Origin of the sequence: Streptomyces sp. NPDC053367 (assembly GCF_044545925.1) — a bacterium.
In the GTDB taxonomy this organism is placed as follows: domain Bacteria; phylum Actinomycetota; class Actinomycetes; order Streptomycetales; family Streptomycetaceae; genus Streptomyces.
In genome coordinates, this window is the sequence record NZ_JBITYN010000001.1 from 1382318 (window position 1) to 1400039 (window position 17722).

A 17722-nucleotide genomic window follows, 5' to 3' on the forward strand; every position below is an offset into this window, starting at 1 on the left:
CGGCTCTGGGGGGCCGGGCGCTTCGAGCAGGGCACCGAAGAGGCCCGGCGGCGTCACCAGAACCTCTGTCCACAGCCTGGGGATGACCTCTCGGCCGCGCTCGAAGGCCTTCGGCGAGGACGGCGACCCTCCTCAGAGGGCCCTCAACGCCCCCGCCGTCGCCCTCGCCAGCGCCGCCAGGTATCCCTTGGGCGGCTTCGGGCTGCGGATGACGACCGAGCGCCAGTACAGGGGGCCGGAGATCAGGTCGAGGGCCAGCTCGCCGTCGACGCCGGTGCGGATCTCGCCACGCCGCTCAGCCGCCGCCACGATCTTGAGGGCGACGCCCTCCTGCCCCTCCCGCAGCGCCTTCTGCATCAGCTCGGCGATCTCGGGGTTGCGGGCCGCCTCCGCCTGGAGGTCGGGGATGATCTGCGAGGCCACCGGGTGCCGCAGCGCACGCGCCGTGACCTCGTACAGCAGCCGCAGATCGCCCTCCAGCGAACCGGTGTCCGGCGCCGGCAGCCCCTGCACCGCGATCGCCGACACGATGTCCAGCACCAGGTGCAGCTTCGAACGCCACCGCCGGTACACCGCCGTCTTGCCGACCCCCGCCCTGCGCGCGATGCCCTCGATCGACATCCGCGCATACCCGACCGCCGCCAGCTCCTCGAAGACAGCCGCCCGGATCGCCTCCGTCACGTCCTCCCGCAGGACTGCGGCACCTGCGGGCGCCCGGCGACGCGGGCGCGGCTGGGATCCGTCGGCGTTGGTCATGCGGACAGCATAGGGCGTCACGTCACGACGAAACGGTTGCGTCCCGTCGCCGTTTGGACATACGCTCGCGTTACGACGAAACGGTCCCGTCCCGACGTAAGCGCGCGGTAAGGAAGCCGCCGCACCCCTCCCCCGAGCGAAAGCAGCGGATGTGAGCCAGGTCCTCCACTCACCGCCCCCCACGGCGCCCGCCCCGGCCCCCGCCCCGGCAGACGACGGCGACCTCGCGGCGCTCGCGGCGCGCCACGGGCTCACGGTCAGCGGCGCCCGTGCCTCCCTGCCCCGGTACATCCGGCAGTTGTGGGCCCGCCGTCACTTCATCGCGGCGTTCTCCACGGCCAAGCTCACCGCGCAGTACAGCCAGGCGAAACTGGGCCAGCTGTGGCAGGTGATGACGCCGCTGCTGAACGCGGCCGTGTACTACCTGATCTTCGGCGTGCTGCTGCAGACCAAGCGCGGAGTGCCGGACTACGTGCCGTTCCTGGTGACGGGCGTGTTCATCTGGACGTTCACGCAGAGCTCGATCCTGGCCGGCACCCGCGCGATCTCCGGCAACCTCGGCCTGGTACGGGCCCTGCACTTCCCGCGGGCGGCGCTGCCGATCTCGTTCTGTCTGCAGCAGTTGCAGCAGCTGCTGTTCTCGATGGCCGCGCTGGCGGTCATCCTGCTCGGCTTCGGCGTGCCGCCCACCGCGTCCTGGGTTCTGGCGGTCCCGGCGCTGACGCTGCAGTTCACCTTCAACGCGGGCATGGCGATGATCCTCGCCCGCCTCGGCGCCAGGACGCCCGACCTGGCGCAGCTGATGCCGTTCGTGCTGCGGACCTGGATGTACGCGTCCGGCGTGATGTTCAGCATCGACCACATCCTGAGCACCCACACCGACCTGCCGTCCTGGCTGGGCACCGTCCTGCAGGCCAACCCGGCGGCCGTGTACATCGACCTGATGCGCTTCGCCCTCATCGACAGCTTCCACGCGAGCCAGCTCCCTGCGCACGTGTGGATGCTCGCGACCGGCTGGGCGCTGCTCGCCGGCGTGGGCGGCTTCATCTACTTCTGGAAGGCTGAGGAGACCTACGGCCGTGGCTGAGCACACCGAGGAGAAGGTCCCCACCGTCGTCGCCGACCGCGTCGACATCGTCTACCGCGTCAACGGCACCGGCGCCGGCCGCGGCTCGGCCACCGCCGCCCTCAACCGCATCCTGCGCCGCGAGAAGACCGAGAGGGCCTCCGGCGTACGCAAGGTGCACGCCGTGAAGAGCGTGTCGTTCGTGGCGTACAAGGGTGAGGCCATCGGCCTGATCGGCACCAACGGCTCCGGCAAGTCCACCCTGCTCAAGGCGGTCGCCGGGCTGCTCCCCGTGGAGAACGGCCGTATCTACACCGGCGGCCAGCCCTCCCTGCTCGGCGTCAACGCCGCCCTGATGAACGACCTCACCGGCGAGCGCAACATCCACCTCGGCGGCCTCGCCATGGGCATGTCCCGGGAGCAGGTCAGGGACCGCTATCAGCAGATCGTCGACTTCTCCGGCATCAACGAGAAGGGCGACTTCATCACCCTCCCCATGCGGACGTACTCCTCCGGCATGGCCGCCCGGCTGCGCTTCTCCATCGCCGCCGCCAAGGACCACGACGTCCTGCTGATCGACGAGGCCCTCGCGACCGGCGACCGTTCCTTCCAGAAGCGGTCCGAGGCCCGTATCCGCGAACTGCGCCGGCACGCGGGCACGGTGTTCCTCGTCAGCCACAACAACAAGTCCATCCGCGACACCTGCGACCGCGTGCTGTGGCTGGAGCGCGGCGAGCTGCGCCTGGACGGGCCGACGGAGGAGGTCATGCGGGAGTACGAGAAGTTCACCGGCGACCCCGGAGCCAGGCCCGGGCCGAGGCCCAGACCGCAGCCGAAGCCCGCCGCCGACCGGCCCGCCCAGCCCGCACAGCCCGCCCAGCCCGCGCAGACGGCCCAGCCCGCGCAGACGGCCGAGTCCGCGCAGACCGCCCGGAGCGCCACGGTCTGACGCGCCCGCCGACGCCCCCCCCTCACGCGAAGGCGCCCCGGGCCGTACGGCCCGGGGCGCCTTCAGCGTCGTACGGTCACGAATGCGTGCGCAGCAGCGTCCTCATCGTCCGCATCGCCACCGACAGGTTGGCGAGGTCGAACGTCTCCGAGCCCTGGATCTCCTCCAGGGTCGTGCGGGCGCGGCCCAGGATCGCCTGGTTCTTCTGCTCCCACAGCTTGAAGCGCTGCTCGGGAGTCGACGAGCCGTTGCCCGCCGCCAGGACGTCAGCCGTGAGCGCCGCGTGGGCCGCGTAGAGGTCCTCGCGGATGGCGGCACGGGCCATGGACTGCCAGCGGTCCTCGCGCGGCAGCTCGATGATGCGGTCCATGAGCCGGGTGATGCTGAGCCGGTCGGCGAGGTCGTAGTAGACCTCGGCGACGTCCAGCGGCTCCTTGCCCATGCGGTCGGCCACCGAGACGATGTCCAGCGCCGGGAAGGCGGAGGAGAACCCTGCCACGCGTGTGGCCAGCTCGTCCGGCACGCCGGCCTGGGTCAGCTCGTCGTAGATCTGCTGCCACCACTCCAGGTCCACGCCCTTGAGCAGCTTCGGCAGCTGCTGCCACACCGTCTCCACCCGCTCGGCGAAGAAGTCGACGGTCTCGGCGAGCTCCAGCGGCTGCGGCCGGTTGTTCAGCAGCCAGCGCGTGCCGCGCTCGACGAGACGGCGCGAGTGCAGCCGGATACGGGTCTGCGCGGCGGCGTCGACCCGGTTGTCGAGCGCCTCGACGCCGTCCCACACCGCCGCCGAGCGGAAGATCGCCCGCGCGGCGGTCTGCGCCCGCACGATCTCCTCCAGCGACGCGCCGGTCTCCTCGCGCATCCGGTGCAGATACGTCGTACCGCCGGTGTTGACCGTGTCGTTGACCAGCACGGTCGTGGTGATCTCGCGGCGCAGCGGGTGCGTGTCGATCTGCGCGGTGAACTTCTCGCGCAGCGCGGTCGGGAAGTAGGCGTGCAGCAGACCGCGCAGATACGGGTCGTCCGGCAGCGTGGTGGCCAGCAGGTCCTCGGCGACCGTGATCTTCGTGTACGCCATGAGGACCGCGGTCTCCGGCCCGGTCAGGCCCTGGCCGGAGCCGAGGCGCTCGCGGATCTGCCGGTCGGTCGGCAGGAACTCCAGCGCCCGGTCGAGGAGTCCCTCGCGCACCAGGTGTCGCATGAAGCGCTGCTGGGCGTGGAGCATGTTCTTGGACTGGGCGAGGGCGTTGGCGATCGCCGTGTTCTGCGCGTAGTTGTTGCGCAGCACCAGACGCCCGACCTCGTCGGTCATCTCGGCGAGCAGCTTGTTGCGCTGCTTGACGGTCATGTCGCCCTCGGCGACCAGGCCGTTGAGCAGGATCTTGATGTTCACCTCGTGGTCGGAGGTGTCCACGCCCGCGCTGTTGTCGATGGCGTCGGTGTTGATCCGCCCGCCGTGCCGCGCGAACTCGATGCGGCCGAGCTGGGTCAGGCCCAGGTTGCCGCCCTCGCCGACGACCTTGACGCGCAGGTCGCTGCCGTCGACGCGGATGGCGTCGTTGGCCTTGTCGCCGACGTCGGCGTTCGACTCCTGGGACGACTTGACGTAGGTGCCGATGCCGCCGTTCCACAGCAGGTCGACCGGCGCGGTCAGGATCGCCCGCATCAGGTCGGCCGGGGTCATCTTGGAGACCTTCTCCTCGATGCCGAGGGCCTCGCGGATGTGGCTGTTGAGCTGGATGGCCTTGGCGCTGCGCGGGAAGATCCCGCCGCCCGTGGACAGCAGCTCGGTGTTGTAGTCGGCCCAGCTGGAGCGCGGCAGTTCGAACAGCCGGCGGCGCTCGGCGTACGAGGTGGCCGCGTCCGGGTTGGGGTCGATGAAGATGTGCCGGTGGTCGAAGGCGGCGACCAGGCGGATGTGCTCGCTGAGCAGCATGCCGTTGCCGAACACGTCACCGGACATGTCGCCGATGCCGACGACCGTGAAGTCCTCGGACTGCGTGTCCACGCCCAGCTCGCGGAAGTGCCGCTTGACGGACTCCCAGGCGCCGCGCGCGGTGATGCCCATGCCCTTGTGGTCGTAGCCCGCGCTGCCGCCGGAGGCGAAGGCGTCGCCCAGCCAGAAGTCGTACTCCGCGGCGACCCCGTTGGCGATGTCGGAGAACGTCGCGGTGCCCTTGTCGGCGGCGACGACGAGGTAGGTGTCGTCCTCGTCGTGGCGGACCACGTCCGCCGGGGGCACGACCTCGCCGGCGACCATGTTGTCGGTGATGTCGAGCAGCGCCGAGATGAACGTCTTGTAGCTGGCGATGCCCTCCGCCATCCACGCGTCACGGTCCACGGCCGGGTCCGGCAGCTGCTTGGCGACGAAGCCGCCCTTGGCGCCGACGGGCACGATGACGGTGTTCTTCACCATCTGCGCCTTGACCAGGCCGAGGATCTCGGTGCGGAAGTCCTCACGCCGGTCGGACCAGCGCAGACCACCGCGCGCTACCTTGCCGAAGCGCAGGTGCACGCCCTCGACCCGAGGCGAGTACACCCAGATCTCGAACGCCGGGCGCGGCGCGGGCAGGTCCGGGATGGCCTGCGGGTCGAACTTCATGGAGACGTAGTCGTGCGGCTTGCCGGCCGCGGCCTCCTGGAAGAAGTTCGTGCGCAGCGTCGCCTTGATGACGGTGAGGAACGAGCGCAGGATGCGGTCCTCGTCCAGCGAGGCGACCTGGTCGAGCGCGGCCTCCAGCTCCTCCAGGAGGGCGTCGACCAGTTCGTGACCGGCGCGCTGCCGGTCGGGCGACATCCGCGCCTCGAACAGCGACACCAGCAGCCGGGTGGTGTGGACGTTGTTGCGGAGGGTGTCCTCCATGTAGTCCTGGCTGAAGGTGGAGCCGGCCTGCCGCAGGTACTTCGCGTACGCGCGCAGCACCATCGCCTGCCGCCAGGTCAGCCCGGCGCGCAGCACGAGGGCGTTGAAGCCGTCGTTCTCCGCCTTGCCGGTCCAGGTCGCGGCGAAGGCCTCCTGGAACCGCTCGCGGGCGTCGTCCGCGAGGTAGTCGGCGCTGCCCTGCGCCTTGGGGACGCGCAGGCCGAAGTCGTAGATCCAGGCGACACTGCGGTCGGCGCAGCGCAGCTCGTAGGGCCGCTCGTCGATGACCTCGACGCCGAGCCGGTTGAGGACCGGCAGGACCGCGGACAGCGAGATCGCGTCGCCCTTGCGGTAGATCTTGAAGCGGCGCTCGTCGGGGGCGGCGCCCACCGGCTCGTAGAGGCTGAGCGCGAAGTTCTCCTGCTCGGTCAGCCGCTCCAGGTGGACGAGGTCGGCGACCGCGGCGCGCGGGCTGTGGTCGGCCTTGTAGCCCTCGGTGAAGGCGTTGGAGTAGCGGCGCAGCAGCTCGGCGGCGCGCTCCTCGCCCAGCTCGGCGTTGAGCGCGTCGGAGAAGCCGTCGGCCCAGGAGCGGGCGGCCTCGACCAGGCGGGTCTCGATGCGCTCCTTGTCGCTGTCGGACAGCTGTGGCAGCTCGGTGCCCGGCGGGACGCGGACCACGAAGTGCAGCCGGGACAGGATCGACTCGGTGTTCCAGGCGGTGAAGTCGACGCTGACGCCGCCGAGCTCCTCCTTGAGGATGTCGATGATCCGCAGCCGCACGCCGGTGGTGTAGCGGTCGCGCGGGAGGTAGACCAGCGCGGAGTAGTAGCGGCCGTACTCGTCCTGGCGCAGGTACAGGCGCAGCCGGCGCCGCTCCTGGAGGTACAGCACCGAGGTGGCGATGGCGCGCAGCTCGTCGACGGGCGTCTGGAACAGCTCGTCGCGCGGGTACGTCTCCAGGATCTGCAGCAGGTCGCGGCCGTCGTGGCTGGCGGGCGAGAACCCGGCGCCCTCCAGCACCTCGTCGACCTTGCGGCGGATGACCGGCACGCGCAGCACGGACTCGGTGTAGGCGGCCGAGGAGAACAGGCCCAGGAAGCGGCGCTCGCCGACGACCTCGCCGTTCTCGTCGAACTTCTTCACGCCGACGTAGTCCAGGTACGACGGCCGGTGCACGGTCGCGCGGCTGTTGGCCTTGGTCAGCACCAGCAGCTTGTGCTCGCGGGCCTTGGCACGGGCGTCGGCGGGCAGCCGCTCGAACGACGGGCTGACCGGGTGCTGGTCGTCGCCCGCGTGGTGCGGGTCGGAGCGCAGGATGCCGAGGCCGGTGCCGGGGACGGCGGCCAGGGAGTCGTCGTCGCGCAGCTGGTACTCGCGGTAGCCGAGGAAGGTGAAGTGGTCGGCGGCCAGCCAGCGCAGCAGCTCGCGGGCCTCCTCGATCTCCTGGCGGCGCAGGTCGTCGGCGACGGGCTCCTCGGGCAGCTGGTCGGCGATCCGCAGCGCCGCGTCCCGCATCTTCTCCCAGTCCTCGACGGCCTCGCGGACGTCGGACAGGACACGCAGCAGGTCGGCGGTGATCTGCTTGAGGTCGGAGCGGTCGGTCTCGCGGTCGATCTCGACGTGGATCCAGGACTCGACGTGCGCGTCGTGCGGCAGGTCGGCGGTCGGCTGCTTGGCGATGACCTCGATGAGCTTGCCGGTCAGGTCGCGGCGGACGACGACCTGCGGGTGGATCACCACGTGGATGCCGCGGCCCTGGCGGGTCAGCTCGTTGGTGACGGAGTCCACGAGGAAGGGCATGTCGTCGGTGACGACCTCGACGACGGAGTGGCTGCACGTCCAGCCGTTCTCCTCGACCGTCGGGGTGTGCACACGCACGTTGGCCGTGCCCTGGGGGCGGTTCTCGGCCAGCCGGTAGTGCGAGTAGGCGGCTCCGAAGACATCGACCGGGTCGCGGTCGGTGAGGTCCTCCGGGGCGGTGTGCAGGTAGTAGCGCTGGAGGAACGAGAGCACGGCGGCCCGGTCGGGGGTGCCGTGTTCCGTCGTCCCAGTCGGTAGATACCCCCCGACCGGGCTGTTCTCAGCTACCCGGGCGGCCCGATCGAGCAGCTCGGCCTTGGCTTCGTCCAGCTTGGTCTGCATTGTCCTCTGGCTCCTGTCGCGCGCCGTTGCGTGACGTTGAAGGAAGTACGGTCTCTCCCCCTCCGGACCTGCGCCGCGACGCGGGGTGTCCGGTCTGGTTCGACGCAGTGCCGCAAAGGGAGAAGAGCGGTGGGCCGACAGTCGTCGACGCCCCCATGGGAACCGGGTGACCCGAAAGAACGGGAAAATACGGCACCGCTGTCGGCGCCGCCTGGATCCGGGGAGTGTGCGGCGTCCTGGGGGCCGCCATGGCCCCGACCCGCCCGCGAAGACCAGCGACCGCCGCCCGGTCACGGATGTGCTCCGTGCTCTCCGGGCGCAGGGCAGGGGCGTCGGTGCCCCCGCGAGATATCGCGCTGATCACGCCACCAGGCTATCGCTCCTTACGGGGGCCACGTCATGAGCCGTATGTGTACAAAACTGGGGGGCGAACTTTGACGTTCTGCACAGGGACGACGGGCCGGGAACCACCCTCGAGGAGTCCGGGCGGGGCGAAAAGTCGACTCTCGCGGTGGGGGCGCGCAGCCTGAGAGCGACTGCGCCTCTTGGCAGCGCGGCGCCCAGGAGGCAGGTTGGCCATGAAGCCACGGTTCTGAGGGGAGCACACGGCCATGACAGCGAAGATCCTCATCGTCACCGGAGACGCGGCGGAGTCCCTGGAGGTCCTCTACCCCTACCAGCGCCTGCGCGAGGAGGGCTACGAGGTCCACATCGCCGCCCCCGAGCGCAAGAAGCTGCGGTTCGTCGTCCACGACTTCGAACCCGGCTTCGACACCTACACCGAGAAGCCCGGCTACACCTGGCCCGCCGACCTCGCCTTCTCGGAGGTCGAACCGAGCGACTACGCCGCCGTCGTCGTCCCCGGCGGCCGCGCACCCGAGTATCTGCGCAACGATCCCGAACTCCGCAAGATCCTGAAGTCCTTCTTCGACGCGGACAAACCCGTCGCCCAGATCTGCCACGGCCCCCTCCTCACCGCTGCCGTCGACGGCCTGCGCGGCCGCCGTGTCACCGCCTATCCCGCCCTGGAACTGGACATGCAGGCCGCCGGCGCCACCTTCCAGGACGCCGAGGCGGTCGTCGACGGCACCCTGATCTCGTCCCGCGCCTGGCCGGACCACCCGGCGTGGATGCGGGAGTTCCTCACGGTGCTCAGGGCGAAGGCCCCGGTCACCTGACCGCGCCCGGCCCCGGCGGGCGGCCGCCCCCGGGCGGACCGCCTACGCGGCGAGTCTCTCCGCCTCGGCGACCGCCTCGTGGAGCGTGTCCACCACGGGCACGCCCACGGTCTCCAGGCTGGCCCGGCTGTGCGAGCCGCCGGTGTACAGCACGGCCCTGGCGCCCACGTGCAGCGCGGCCACGGCGTCGTCGGCCGCGTCCCCGATCACCACCGTGCGCCGCGCCTCCACGCCGGTGAGCGAGCCGAGGTGCCGCACCATGTGCTCGGCCTTGCTGCCGCCGGACGGCCCGGTCCGGCCGTCGATGCGTATGAAGTGCTCGGCGATGCCGAAGCCCCGCACCAGCGGCACCAGTTCCTCATGCCCGTACATGCTGAGGATCGACTGGCTGCGCCCCGCCGACCGCCAGTCCGCGAGCAGCTCCGCCACGCCCTCGGTGAGCCCGCACCGCACCCGGTGCTCGGCGTAGTAACGGTGGAAGACGTCGTCCATCAATCGCCACTCGATGTCCGTCGGCAGCCGCCCCATCAGCCGCTCGTAGAACTTCGGCACCGGCACGCAGTACAGCGCGCGATACCGCTCCAGCGTGATCGGCTCCAGCCCCAGCTCGGCGAAGGCCGCGTTCGTCGCCCCGATGATGGCGTCGTTGTCGTGGAACAGCGTGCCGTTCCAGTCCCACACGATGTGCGCCCCGTTGTGCGTCCCCATGCAAAGAACGTACCCGCCCCCACTGACAATGAAGAGAACCGCAGGTCGACGCCGTACGGCCGGGGGCGTGGGTCCGTTCAGCCGGTCCGGCCGACCAGGTTCGGGATCTCCTGCGTGGCGAACCACAGCAGCTCGTGGTCCTCGGCACCGTCCACGACGAACTGCGCGTCGTCGTCCCCGCCGTCCGCCGCCGGGAGCGCGTCCACGGCCGCGGCCACGTCCGCCTCCGCGTCGTCGGAGTCCACGTGCACCGACGCCGCCTTCGCCAGCCGTACGGGTCCGGCGAGCCGCACCTCGCCGAGCGCGGCCGGGTCCAGGCCCCGGTCGGGGTCGGTCGCCGCCGAGCCGTCCGGCACGTCGACGGCCACCACGACCCGGCGCCGTACGGCACCCGGGTCCGCGGCCAGCAGCCGCAGCGAGGCCAGCGCGGCGCGGCCGAGGGCGGCGTACTCCAGCTCCTCGATGTCGTCGGAGAGGTACCACTCGCGCAGGGCCGGGGTGACGGCGTAGGCGACGAGCGGGCCGGCTCCCAGCTCACCCGTCCTGTACGCCTCGGCGAGACCGGAGAGGGTCAGGGGGACGTAGACACGCATGGGCCGGCCGCTTTCCTGTCGAAGGACTGAAGAAGCCCGGTGGGCCTCCAGGATCCGAAGAGCCTTCAGGATACGGTCCGGCGTCCCCTTTCGAGCCCCCGGCCAGGGCCGCGACGCCGTCCACCTGACGCCTCCGATTCACTCCCAGGCACCTCGCCGACCTGGGCCGATACACCATCACATCCCCCTGATAGGTGAATCACCCCCGGCCCGGCCACACGACTTGCCCCTCCTTGCCGCACTTGCCCCCGAGCCCGTAGAAGATCCCCACCGCGAAGTTACTGCCCGGTATCTCCCGGGCTCGTCGAAGGGGGACCTCATGGACGTCATCACCGCAATGACCGGCCTGCGCGTCATGGACAAGGTCATGACCAGGACGCACCACCGCGCCCCTCAGCCCTCGCCGCGGCCCTCCACGCCGACCAGCGGTCGGGGGCTGCCCGCACCGGCCGCCGACGGGGTGACGCAGGCGCCGGGCACGCGGAGCCTCGCCGACGGGCTCGCCCAAGGCGCCGCAGGGGCCTCCGCGGCAACCGCACACACCGGGCGGCACACCGGGCACACCGGGCACACCCCGGGTGCCGCACCGGCCTCCGACGGCGGCGCCCAAGCGCACGGCAGCCCCCGGAGCCAAGCCCGCCCCGGCTCGCCCGCCCTCTCCGGCACCCGGCCCCCGACGCGCCGCGACCCACGCCGCCCGGGCGGCCCCTCGACGCGAGCGGGCGGCAACACGGGCCCAGCAGGCACCCGCCCGCCGGGAACCCGCAGCACCGTCGCCCCGGGCCCGGGCGGGTCCACCGGGAATCCCGCCCCGCGCCCGGGTACGCCCAGCCCGGCTCTCGCGCCCGGCACCGCCCACGCGGCCCGGAGCGGGCCCACCACGCCCCTCACACCCCGTGGCGGCCCCGCCGCACTGCAAGTCGCCCCGACCCGCGCACTCCAGAGCCCGCTGAGCCCCGTACCGCCGGCTGCCTCCCCGGGGATGCCCACGGCCACCCGCCGGCCGTCAGCCACGGCGGCGCCCCGGTCCGGGACCAGGCCGGCCGCCCCCGCACCGCACCGGCCCACCACCGTCCCGGCCCAGACCCGGCGCCTCGTCCCGCAGCCACGTCCCACCGACCTCTTCGCCGACCGCCTGGTGCTCGTGCTGAGCGGCCAACGCCCCGTCCACTGGATGCTGCGGCACACCGTGGGCCAGGCGTACGACGATCTCGCGCGTCTCGCCGAGCGCGGCCCGCTGCGCACCCGGGGCGGCGCCCGTCCCGTCGTACGCGACATCGGCTACTACGTCCCCCGCGACGGCGCCATCGAGGCCTTCGCCCGCATCGCCGCGGGTGACCGCCTGCGGGCCATGGCCTTCCGCCTGGAACTGGGCCGTGACCACCGCTGGCGCTGCACGGCGGTGGAGCTCGGCGCCACCGGCGGCCGGCCCCGCACCCACGCCCCCTGAACCGACGGCGAAGGGCCGGGTCCCCAAGGGAGGCCCGGCCCTTCACGCCACTTCGGCCCTGACGCTGTCAGCGCAAGGGCGTCACGGCGTCACTTCTTGCGGCGGCGACCACCGGCGCCCCGCGCCTGCTTGCGGCGCTCCGCGCGCGTGAGGCCGTCCGCCTGGGAGCGCACCGGCTCGCCGTCCTCGGTGAAGTCGCCCTCGATGGTGCCGCCCTCGCCGTCCACGGTCGGCGCGGAGAAGTGGAGGTTGCGCCGCTGCGGGGCGTCCAGCCCCTTCGCGCGGATCTCCGGACGCGCGCCCGCCTGCGCCGGCACGGAGTCCTGCTTCTCCAGGTCGGCCACCGGCTTGGCGTCCTCCACCGGGACCTCCTCGACCTGCTGCTCGACCTGGACCTCCAGGTTGAACAGGTAGCCGACGGACTCCTCCTTGATGCCCTCCATCATCGCGGTGAACATGTCGAAGCCCTCACGCTGGTACTCGACCAGCGGGTCCTTCTGCGCCATCGCGCGCAGGCCGATGCCCTCCTGGAGGTAGTCCATCTCGTAGAGGTGCTCGCGCCACTTGCGGTCCAGGACCGACAGCACGACCCGGCGCTCCAGCTCACGCATGATCTCGGAACCGAGCTGCGCCTCACGCGCCTCGTACTGCTCGCGGATGTCGTCCTTGATGGACTCGGCGATGAACTCGGCGGTGAGGCCGGCCCGGTCGCCGGCCGCCTCCTCCAGCTCCTCGATGGTGACCCGCACCGGGTACAGCTGGCGGAACGCCCCCCACAGCCGGTCCAGGTCCCAGTCCTCCGCGAAGCCTTCCGCGGTCTCGGCCGCGACATAGGCGTCGATGGTGTCGTCCATGAAGTGCTGCACCTGCTCGTGCAGGTCCTCGCCCTCCAGGACGCGGCGCCGCTCGCCGTAGATGACCTCGCGCTGGCGGTTGAGGACCTCGTCGTACTTCAGAACGTTCTTACGGGTCTCGAAGTTCTGCGTCTCGACCTGCGACTGCGCGGACGCGATCGCGCGCGTGACCATCTTGTTCTCGATCGGCACGTCGTCCGGCACGTTGGCCATGGACATCACGCGCTCGACCATCTGGGCCTTGAACAGCCGCATGAGGTCGTCGCCCAGCGACAGGTAGAAGCGGGACTCGCCCGGGTCGCCCTGACGGCCGGAACGGCCGCGCAGCTGGTTGTCGATACGCCGCGACTCGTGCCGCTCGGTGCCCAGAACGTACAGGCCGCCGAGCCGCTCGACCTCTTCCTTCTCGGCCTTGACGGCCTCCTCGGCGCGCTTGAGGGCTTCGGGCAGCGCCGCGGCCCACTCCTCGATGTGCTCCTCGGGGTCGAGGCCGCGCTGGCGCAGCTCCGCCTCGGCGAGGTCCTCGGGGTTGCCGCCGAGCTTGATGTCGGTACCGCGGCCGGCCATGTTGGTGGCGACGGTGACGGCGCCCTTGCGGCCGGCCTGGGCGACGATCGTCGCCTCACGGTCGTGCTGCTTGGCGTTGAGCACCTCATGCTGCACACCGCGCTTGCTGAGCTGCTGCGAGAGGTACTCGGACTTCTCGACCGAGGTGGTGCCGACGAGGATCGGCTGGCCCTTCTCGTGCTTCTCGACGATGTCGTCGACGACCGCCTCGAACTTGGCGACCTCGGTGCGGTAGATCAGGTCCGACTGGTCCTTGCGCACCATCGGCCTGTTCGTCGGAATCGGGACCACGCCGAGCTTGTAGATCTGGTGGAACTCGGCGGCCTCGGTCATCGCCGTACCGGTCATGCCGGAGAGCTTGTTGTAGAGGCGGAAGAAGTTCTGCAGGGTGATCGTGGCGAGCGTCTGGTTCTCGTCCTTGATCGGCACCCCTTCCTTCGCCTCGATCGCCTGGTGCATGCCCTCGTTGTAGCGGCGGCCGGCGAGGATACGGCCGGTGTGCTCGTCGACGATCATGACTTCGCCGTCGATGACGACGTAGTCCTTGTCCTTCTTGAAGAGTTCCTTGGCCTTGATGGCGTTGTTCAGGTAACCCACGAGCGGGGTGTTCACCGACTCGTAGAGGTTGTCGATGCCCAGCCAGTCCTCAACCTTGGCGACACCGGACTCGTGGATGGCGACGGTGCGCTTCTTCTCGTCGACGTCGTAGTCGCCGGTCTCCTCGATGCCCTTCAGCGGCTGGCCGGCCTCGCCGCGCTTGAGGCGGGTAACCAGCTTGGCGAAGTCGCCGTACCACTTGGTGGCCTGGTCGGCCGGACCGGAGATGATCAGCGGCGTACGGGCCTCGTCGATGAGGATGGAGTCGACCTCGTCGACGATGGCGAAGTTGTGCCCGCGCTGCACCAGTTCGTCCTTCGACCACGCCATGTTGTCGCGCAGGTAGTCGAAGCCGAACTCGTTGTTCGTGCCGTAGGTGATGTCGCACGCGTACTGCTCGCGGCGCTGCGCCGGCGTCATGTTGGCGAGGATGCAGCCGACGCTCAGGCCCAGGAAGCGGTGGACCCGGCCCATCATCTCGGAGTCACGCTCGGCCAGGTAGTCGTTGACCGTGATGAGGTGGACGCCGTCGCCCGACAGCGCGTTCAGGTACGCGGGGAGGGTGCCGACCAGCGTCTTGCCCTCACCGGTCTTCATCTCGGCGACGTAGCCGAGGTGCAGGGCGGCGCCACCCATGATCTGGACGTCGTAGTGCCGCTGGCCGAGAACGCGCTTGGCGGCCTCGCGGACGGTGGCGAACGCCTCGGGCAGCAGGTCGTCCAGGCTCTCGCCGTCGGCGTAGCGCTGCTTGTACTCATCGGTGAGGGCGCGCAGCTCGGCGTCGGAGAGGTCGACGAAGTCCTCTTCGATGGAGTTGACCTGGTCCGCGATGCGGTGCAGCTTGCGCAGGATCTTGCCTTCGCCTGCACGCATGATCTTCGAGAGGACGGACACGGGGGTTGGTCTCCTTGCCGGTCGGGCCTGGGACGGTCGGTTTCGATTTGACTTACTGAGCAACGGCCATCGTATGCGAGGACCCGGCTGGGCCGGGAGGCCTGTCGGCCGACGGCTGTTTCACCGGGAACAACGGACGGGGCGATCGGATAGTGCCGCGCCGGCGAGAAGAATTGCGCGATATGTGATCACGCGGTCACGCACGGCGAAATCAGTGGCCCACGCGCGGGCCGCCGAGCAGAATCGGCCGATGGAACCCGTCACGCTCACCACCGAACGCCTCCTGCTGCGCACGGTCGGTCCCGAGGACACGGACGCGGTCCTCGCGGCCGCCCAGGACGCCGATCTCCAGCGCTGGATCTCCCAGTTCCCGTCGCCGTATCTGCGGGAGCACGCCGAGAGTTTCACGCAGCAGACGGTGCCCGACGGCTGGGCGAACGACTCGATGTACACCTTCGGTGTGTTCCTGCCCCACGGCGAGCTGACCGGGATGCTGAGCGTCGGCATGCGGGCGCTGGGGGTCGCCGAGGTCGGCTTCTGGGCGGCCAAGGAGCACCGCGGCCGCGGCTACGTCACCGAGGCGACACTGGCCGTCGCCCGCTGGGCCTTCACCACGCTGTCCGTCGACCGGCTGGAGTGGCGGGCCGAGGTCGGCAACCACCGCTCCCGCGCGGTCGCCGAACGCGCGGGCTTCGTCCTGGAGGAAGTCCTGCGCTCGGCGATCAACAACAAGGGCGTACGCCGTGACTGCTGGGTCGGCTCCCTGCTGCCCTCGGACCTGGGCCTGCCGTCCGCGGCCCCCTATCTGCCGGCACCGGGCGCGTAGCCGCAGGTCAGGGGGCATTGTCAGTGGCAGGGCCTATCGTGCGAGCCATGACGACCTCGCGCCCGATCGCAGAGCTCTCCGCCGACGAGGCCCGCCGCCTGACCCTGCGCGCCCAGGGGTTCCTCGGCGCCCCCGACCGCAAGGCGGGCGTGCGCGGGGTGCTGCGGCATCTCGGCGCGGTCCAGCTCGACACCATCTCGGTGCTGGCCCGCTCTCATGAGCTGATCCCGTACGCGCGTCTGGGCGCGGTCGGCCGCAGAACCGTCGAGGACGCCTACTGGAAGGACACCCACGCCTTCGAGTACTGGTCGCACGCGGCCTGCATCCTGCCCATCGAGGAGTGGCCGCACTTCGCGTTCCGCCGCCGCGCCTACCGGTCCCGTCCGCAGTGGAACCACGATCTGCCGGACGGGGTCTACGACCAGGTGATCAAGCAGCTGCGCGCCGAAGGCCCGCTGACGGCCACCGAGTTGGGCGGGGCCAAGCGCACCAGTGAGTGGTGGGACTGGTCGGGGACGAAGGTCGCCGTCGAGCGCGCGCTGATGTACGGCGAGGTGGTCTGCGTCGAGCGCCGCGGCTGGAAGCGGGTCTACGACCTCGCCGAGCGCGCGGTCCCCGGCCATCTGCTGCACGACGAGCTGGACGACACCGAGTGCCTGCGCCGCCTGGTGCGTCTGGCCGGCGAGGCGCTGGGCGTGGGCACGCGCGCGGACATCGCCGACTACCACCGCCTCAAGGGCGAGCAGGTGGACGCCGTGATCGCCGATTCGGGCCTGGTGCCGGTGTCGGTGGAGGGCTGGGGCAAGGCGGCCTGGGCGGACCCGGCCGCGCTGGCGACCGCCCCGCGCGGGCGGCACCGTACGACGCTGCTGTCGCCCTTCGACTCGCTGATCTGGGAGCGGGCGCGCACCGAGCGGATCTTCGGGTTCACGCACCGGCTGGAGGCGTACGTGCCCAAGCCGAAGCGGATCCACGGCTATTTCGCGATGCCCGTCCTCGCGGGCGGCCGTCTGATCGGCCGGGTGGACCCGGCCCGCGAGGGCCGCACCCTGGTGGCGCGGCAGATCTCCATGGAGGGCTTGAAGGCGGTCGCCCCGGCGGCGCAGGCCCTGGTGGAGGCGGCGAGCTGGGTGGACTGCACGGACGTACGGGTGGAACGGGTGGAGGCTCCCGAACTGCGCGAACCCCTCACCGCGGAGCTCGCCCGGCTGCTCGGCTGAGCCCGGTCCTGAGCCGGTCCTGAGCCGGTCCCGGTCCAGGCATGAGCAAGTCCTGAGCCGCAGCGCCAGGGGACGGCGCAGGCGAACAGTGCCGGCGAACAGCGTCAGCGGATCTCGAGGATCTTCTCCCGCATCGCGTACACCACGGCCTCCATCCTGGAGTGCAGCTGCAGTTTCTCCAGGATGTTGCGCACATGGTTCTTGACCGTGTTCTCGGAGATGAACAACTCCTTCGCGATATCGCGGTTGTTCATCCCCGTGGCGACGAGTTTGAGGACCTCCAGCTCACGGTCCGTGAGCCGCGGCGCGGGCACGAGCCGCCGCTCGTCGGTGCGCTGGATCATCGACTTGAACTCGGTGAGCAGTTTCGACGCCATGGAGGGGCTGATCTGCGACTGCCCGTCGGCCACGGCGCGAATGGCGGTGGCGACCTCGTCGGTGGAGATCTCCTTGAGCAGATAGCCGGTCGCGCCCGCCTTGATCGCCTCGTAGAGATCGGCTTCCTCGTCGCTGATCGTCAGCATGATGATCTTCGCGCTGGGAGCCACCTCCTTGATGGAGGTGCACGCCTCGATCCCGCCCCGCCTGGGCATCCGTACGTCCATCAGGATGATGTCGGGCAGCAGGTCGGCGGCCTTGTCGACGGCCTCTGCGCCGTCGCCGGCCTCCCCGACGACCTGGATGTCCTCCTCGGCGGCGAGCACGATCTCCAGGCCCCGCCGGAAGAGGGCGTGGTCGTCGACGACCAGGACCCGGATCGGCTCCGCGCGTCGTGAGCCCGTGTCGGGGCCCATGCCGACGTCGCCGTCGCCGGCGTCCCCGTCACGCATCGGTCCCGCATGCATCGGTCCGAAGCTGTCCGCCATCGTTCCTCCCCCTGAAGGCTGTGGCCTGTGGTCCTGAGCCATCGCCAACCCAAGGCAACGGCCCACCGGTTGAGCCGTAGCGGCCATGATTTCATGCCCGGGCGGCACCGAGGTGACAGAGCGGGGCGCACAAGGTCGCACGCCGGTGCCCCTGGGGGCGCACACGCGCTCCAGGGGCACCGGATCCGTCATC

At 70.7% G+C, this 17722-nt stretch carries 12 protein-coding genes; 6 read left to right on the forward strand and 6 right to left on the reverse strand.

All coding sequences use genetic code 11. The features are described from left to right. Positions 1-132 precede the first annotated feature (132 nt). Positions 133-756 (reverse strand): TetR/AcrR family transcriptional regulator, encoded by a 624-nt coding sequence (locus tag ACIGXJ_RS06335; RefSeq protein ID WP_399642089.1) that lies wholly within the window; start codon positions 754-756, stop codon positions 133-135. A gap of 151 nt (positions 757-907) precedes the next feature. Between ACIGXJ_RS06335 and ACIGXJ_RS06340 the strand changes: the two genes are divergently transcribed. After that, positions 908-1843 carry an ABC transporter permease gene (locus ACIGXJ_RS06340; RefSeq protein ID WP_399642090.1) on the forward strand — a complete coding sequence of 312 codons (936 nt, stop codon included), beginning with the start codon at positions 908-910 and terminating at the stop codon, positions 1841-1843. Then, positions 1836-2771, forward strand: a complete 936-nt coding sequence (locus ACIGXJ_RS06345) for an ABC transporter ATP-binding protein (protein WP_399642091.1) — start codon at positions 1836-1838, stop codon at positions 2769-2771. Before ACIGXJ_RS06340 ends, ACIGXJ_RS06345 begins: the two co-directional genes overlap by 8 nt. 76 nt (positions 2772-2847) lie before the next feature. Here ACIGXJ_RS06345 and ACIGXJ_RS06350 read toward each other — a convergent pair whose 3' ends face one another. Further along, positions 2848-7776 carry an NAD-glutamate dehydrogenase gene (locus tag ACIGXJ_RS06350; protein ID WP_399642092.1) on the reverse strand — a complete coding sequence of 1643 codons (4929 nt, stop codon included), beginning with the start codon at positions 7774-7776 and terminating at the stop codon, positions 2848-2850. Positions 7777-8387: 611 nt separating this feature from the next. On the opposite strand from ACIGXJ_RS06350, the gene ACIGXJ_RS06355 reads away from it, so the two are divergent. Continuing rightward, positions 8388-8954 (forward strand): DJ-1/PfpI family protein, encoded by a 567-nt coding sequence (locus ACIGXJ_RS06355; protein WP_399642093.1) that lies wholly within the window; start codon positions 8388-8390, stop codon positions 8952-8954. 42 nt (positions 8955-8996) lie between these two features. Here the strand turns inward: ACIGXJ_RS06355 and ACIGXJ_RS06360 are convergent, their stop codons facing one another. Further along, the gene (locus ACIGXJ_RS06360; RefSeq protein WP_399642094.1) at positions 8997-9662 is read right to left on the reverse strand and encodes an HAD family hydrolase; all 666 of its coding nucleotides are present in this window, start codon (positions 9660-9662) and stop codon (positions 8997-8999) included. A gap of 77 nt (positions 9663-9739) precedes the next feature. Continuing rightward, positions 9740-10255: a DUF6912 family protein gene (locus ACIGXJ_RS06365; protein WP_399642095.1), complete on the reverse strand. Its 516-nt coding sequence runs from the start codon at positions 10253-10255 to the stop codon at positions 9740-9742. 982 nt (positions 10256-11237) lie between these two features. Between ACIGXJ_RS06365 and ACIGXJ_RS06370 the strand changes: the two genes are divergently transcribed. After that, positions 11238-11705, forward strand: a complete 468-nt coding sequence (locus ACIGXJ_RS06370; protein WP_399642096.1) for an Rv3235 family protein — start codon at positions 11238-11240, stop codon at positions 11703-11705. Positions 11706-11794: 89 nt separating this feature from the next. On the opposite strand, the gene secA is transcribed toward ACIGXJ_RS06370, so the two are convergent. Then, entirely contained in the window at positions 11795-14617 is a 2823-nt protein-coding gene (secA, locus tag ACIGXJ_RS06375) for a preprotein translocase subunit SecA (RefSeq protein ID WP_399642097.1), read from the reverse strand. Positions 14618-14867: 250 nt separating this feature from the next. Here secA and ACIGXJ_RS06380 point away from each other — a divergent pair, with 250 nt between their 5' ends. Next, positions 14868-15443, forward strand: coding sequence for a GNAT family N-acetyltransferase (locus tag ACIGXJ_RS06380; protein ID WP_399642098.1), 576 nt, complete (start codon positions 14868-14870; stop codon positions 15441-15443). A gap of 47 nt (positions 15444-15490) precedes the next feature. Continuing rightward, positions 15491-16663: a winged helix-turn-helix domain-containing protein gene (locus ACIGXJ_RS06385; RefSeq protein WP_399642099.1), complete on the forward strand. Its 1173-nt coding sequence runs from the start codon at positions 15491-15493 to the stop codon at positions 16661-16663. A gap of 104 nt (positions 16664-16767) precedes the next feature. Here the strand turns inward: ACIGXJ_RS06385 and ACIGXJ_RS06390 are convergent, their stop codons facing one another. Continuing rightward, on the reverse strand, positions 16768-17529 hold the full coding sequence (locus ACIGXJ_RS06390; RefSeq protein ID WP_399642100.1) for a response regulator: 762 nt from the start codon (positions 17527-17529) through the stop codon (positions 16768-16770). Positions 17530-17722 lie beyond the last annotated feature (193 nt).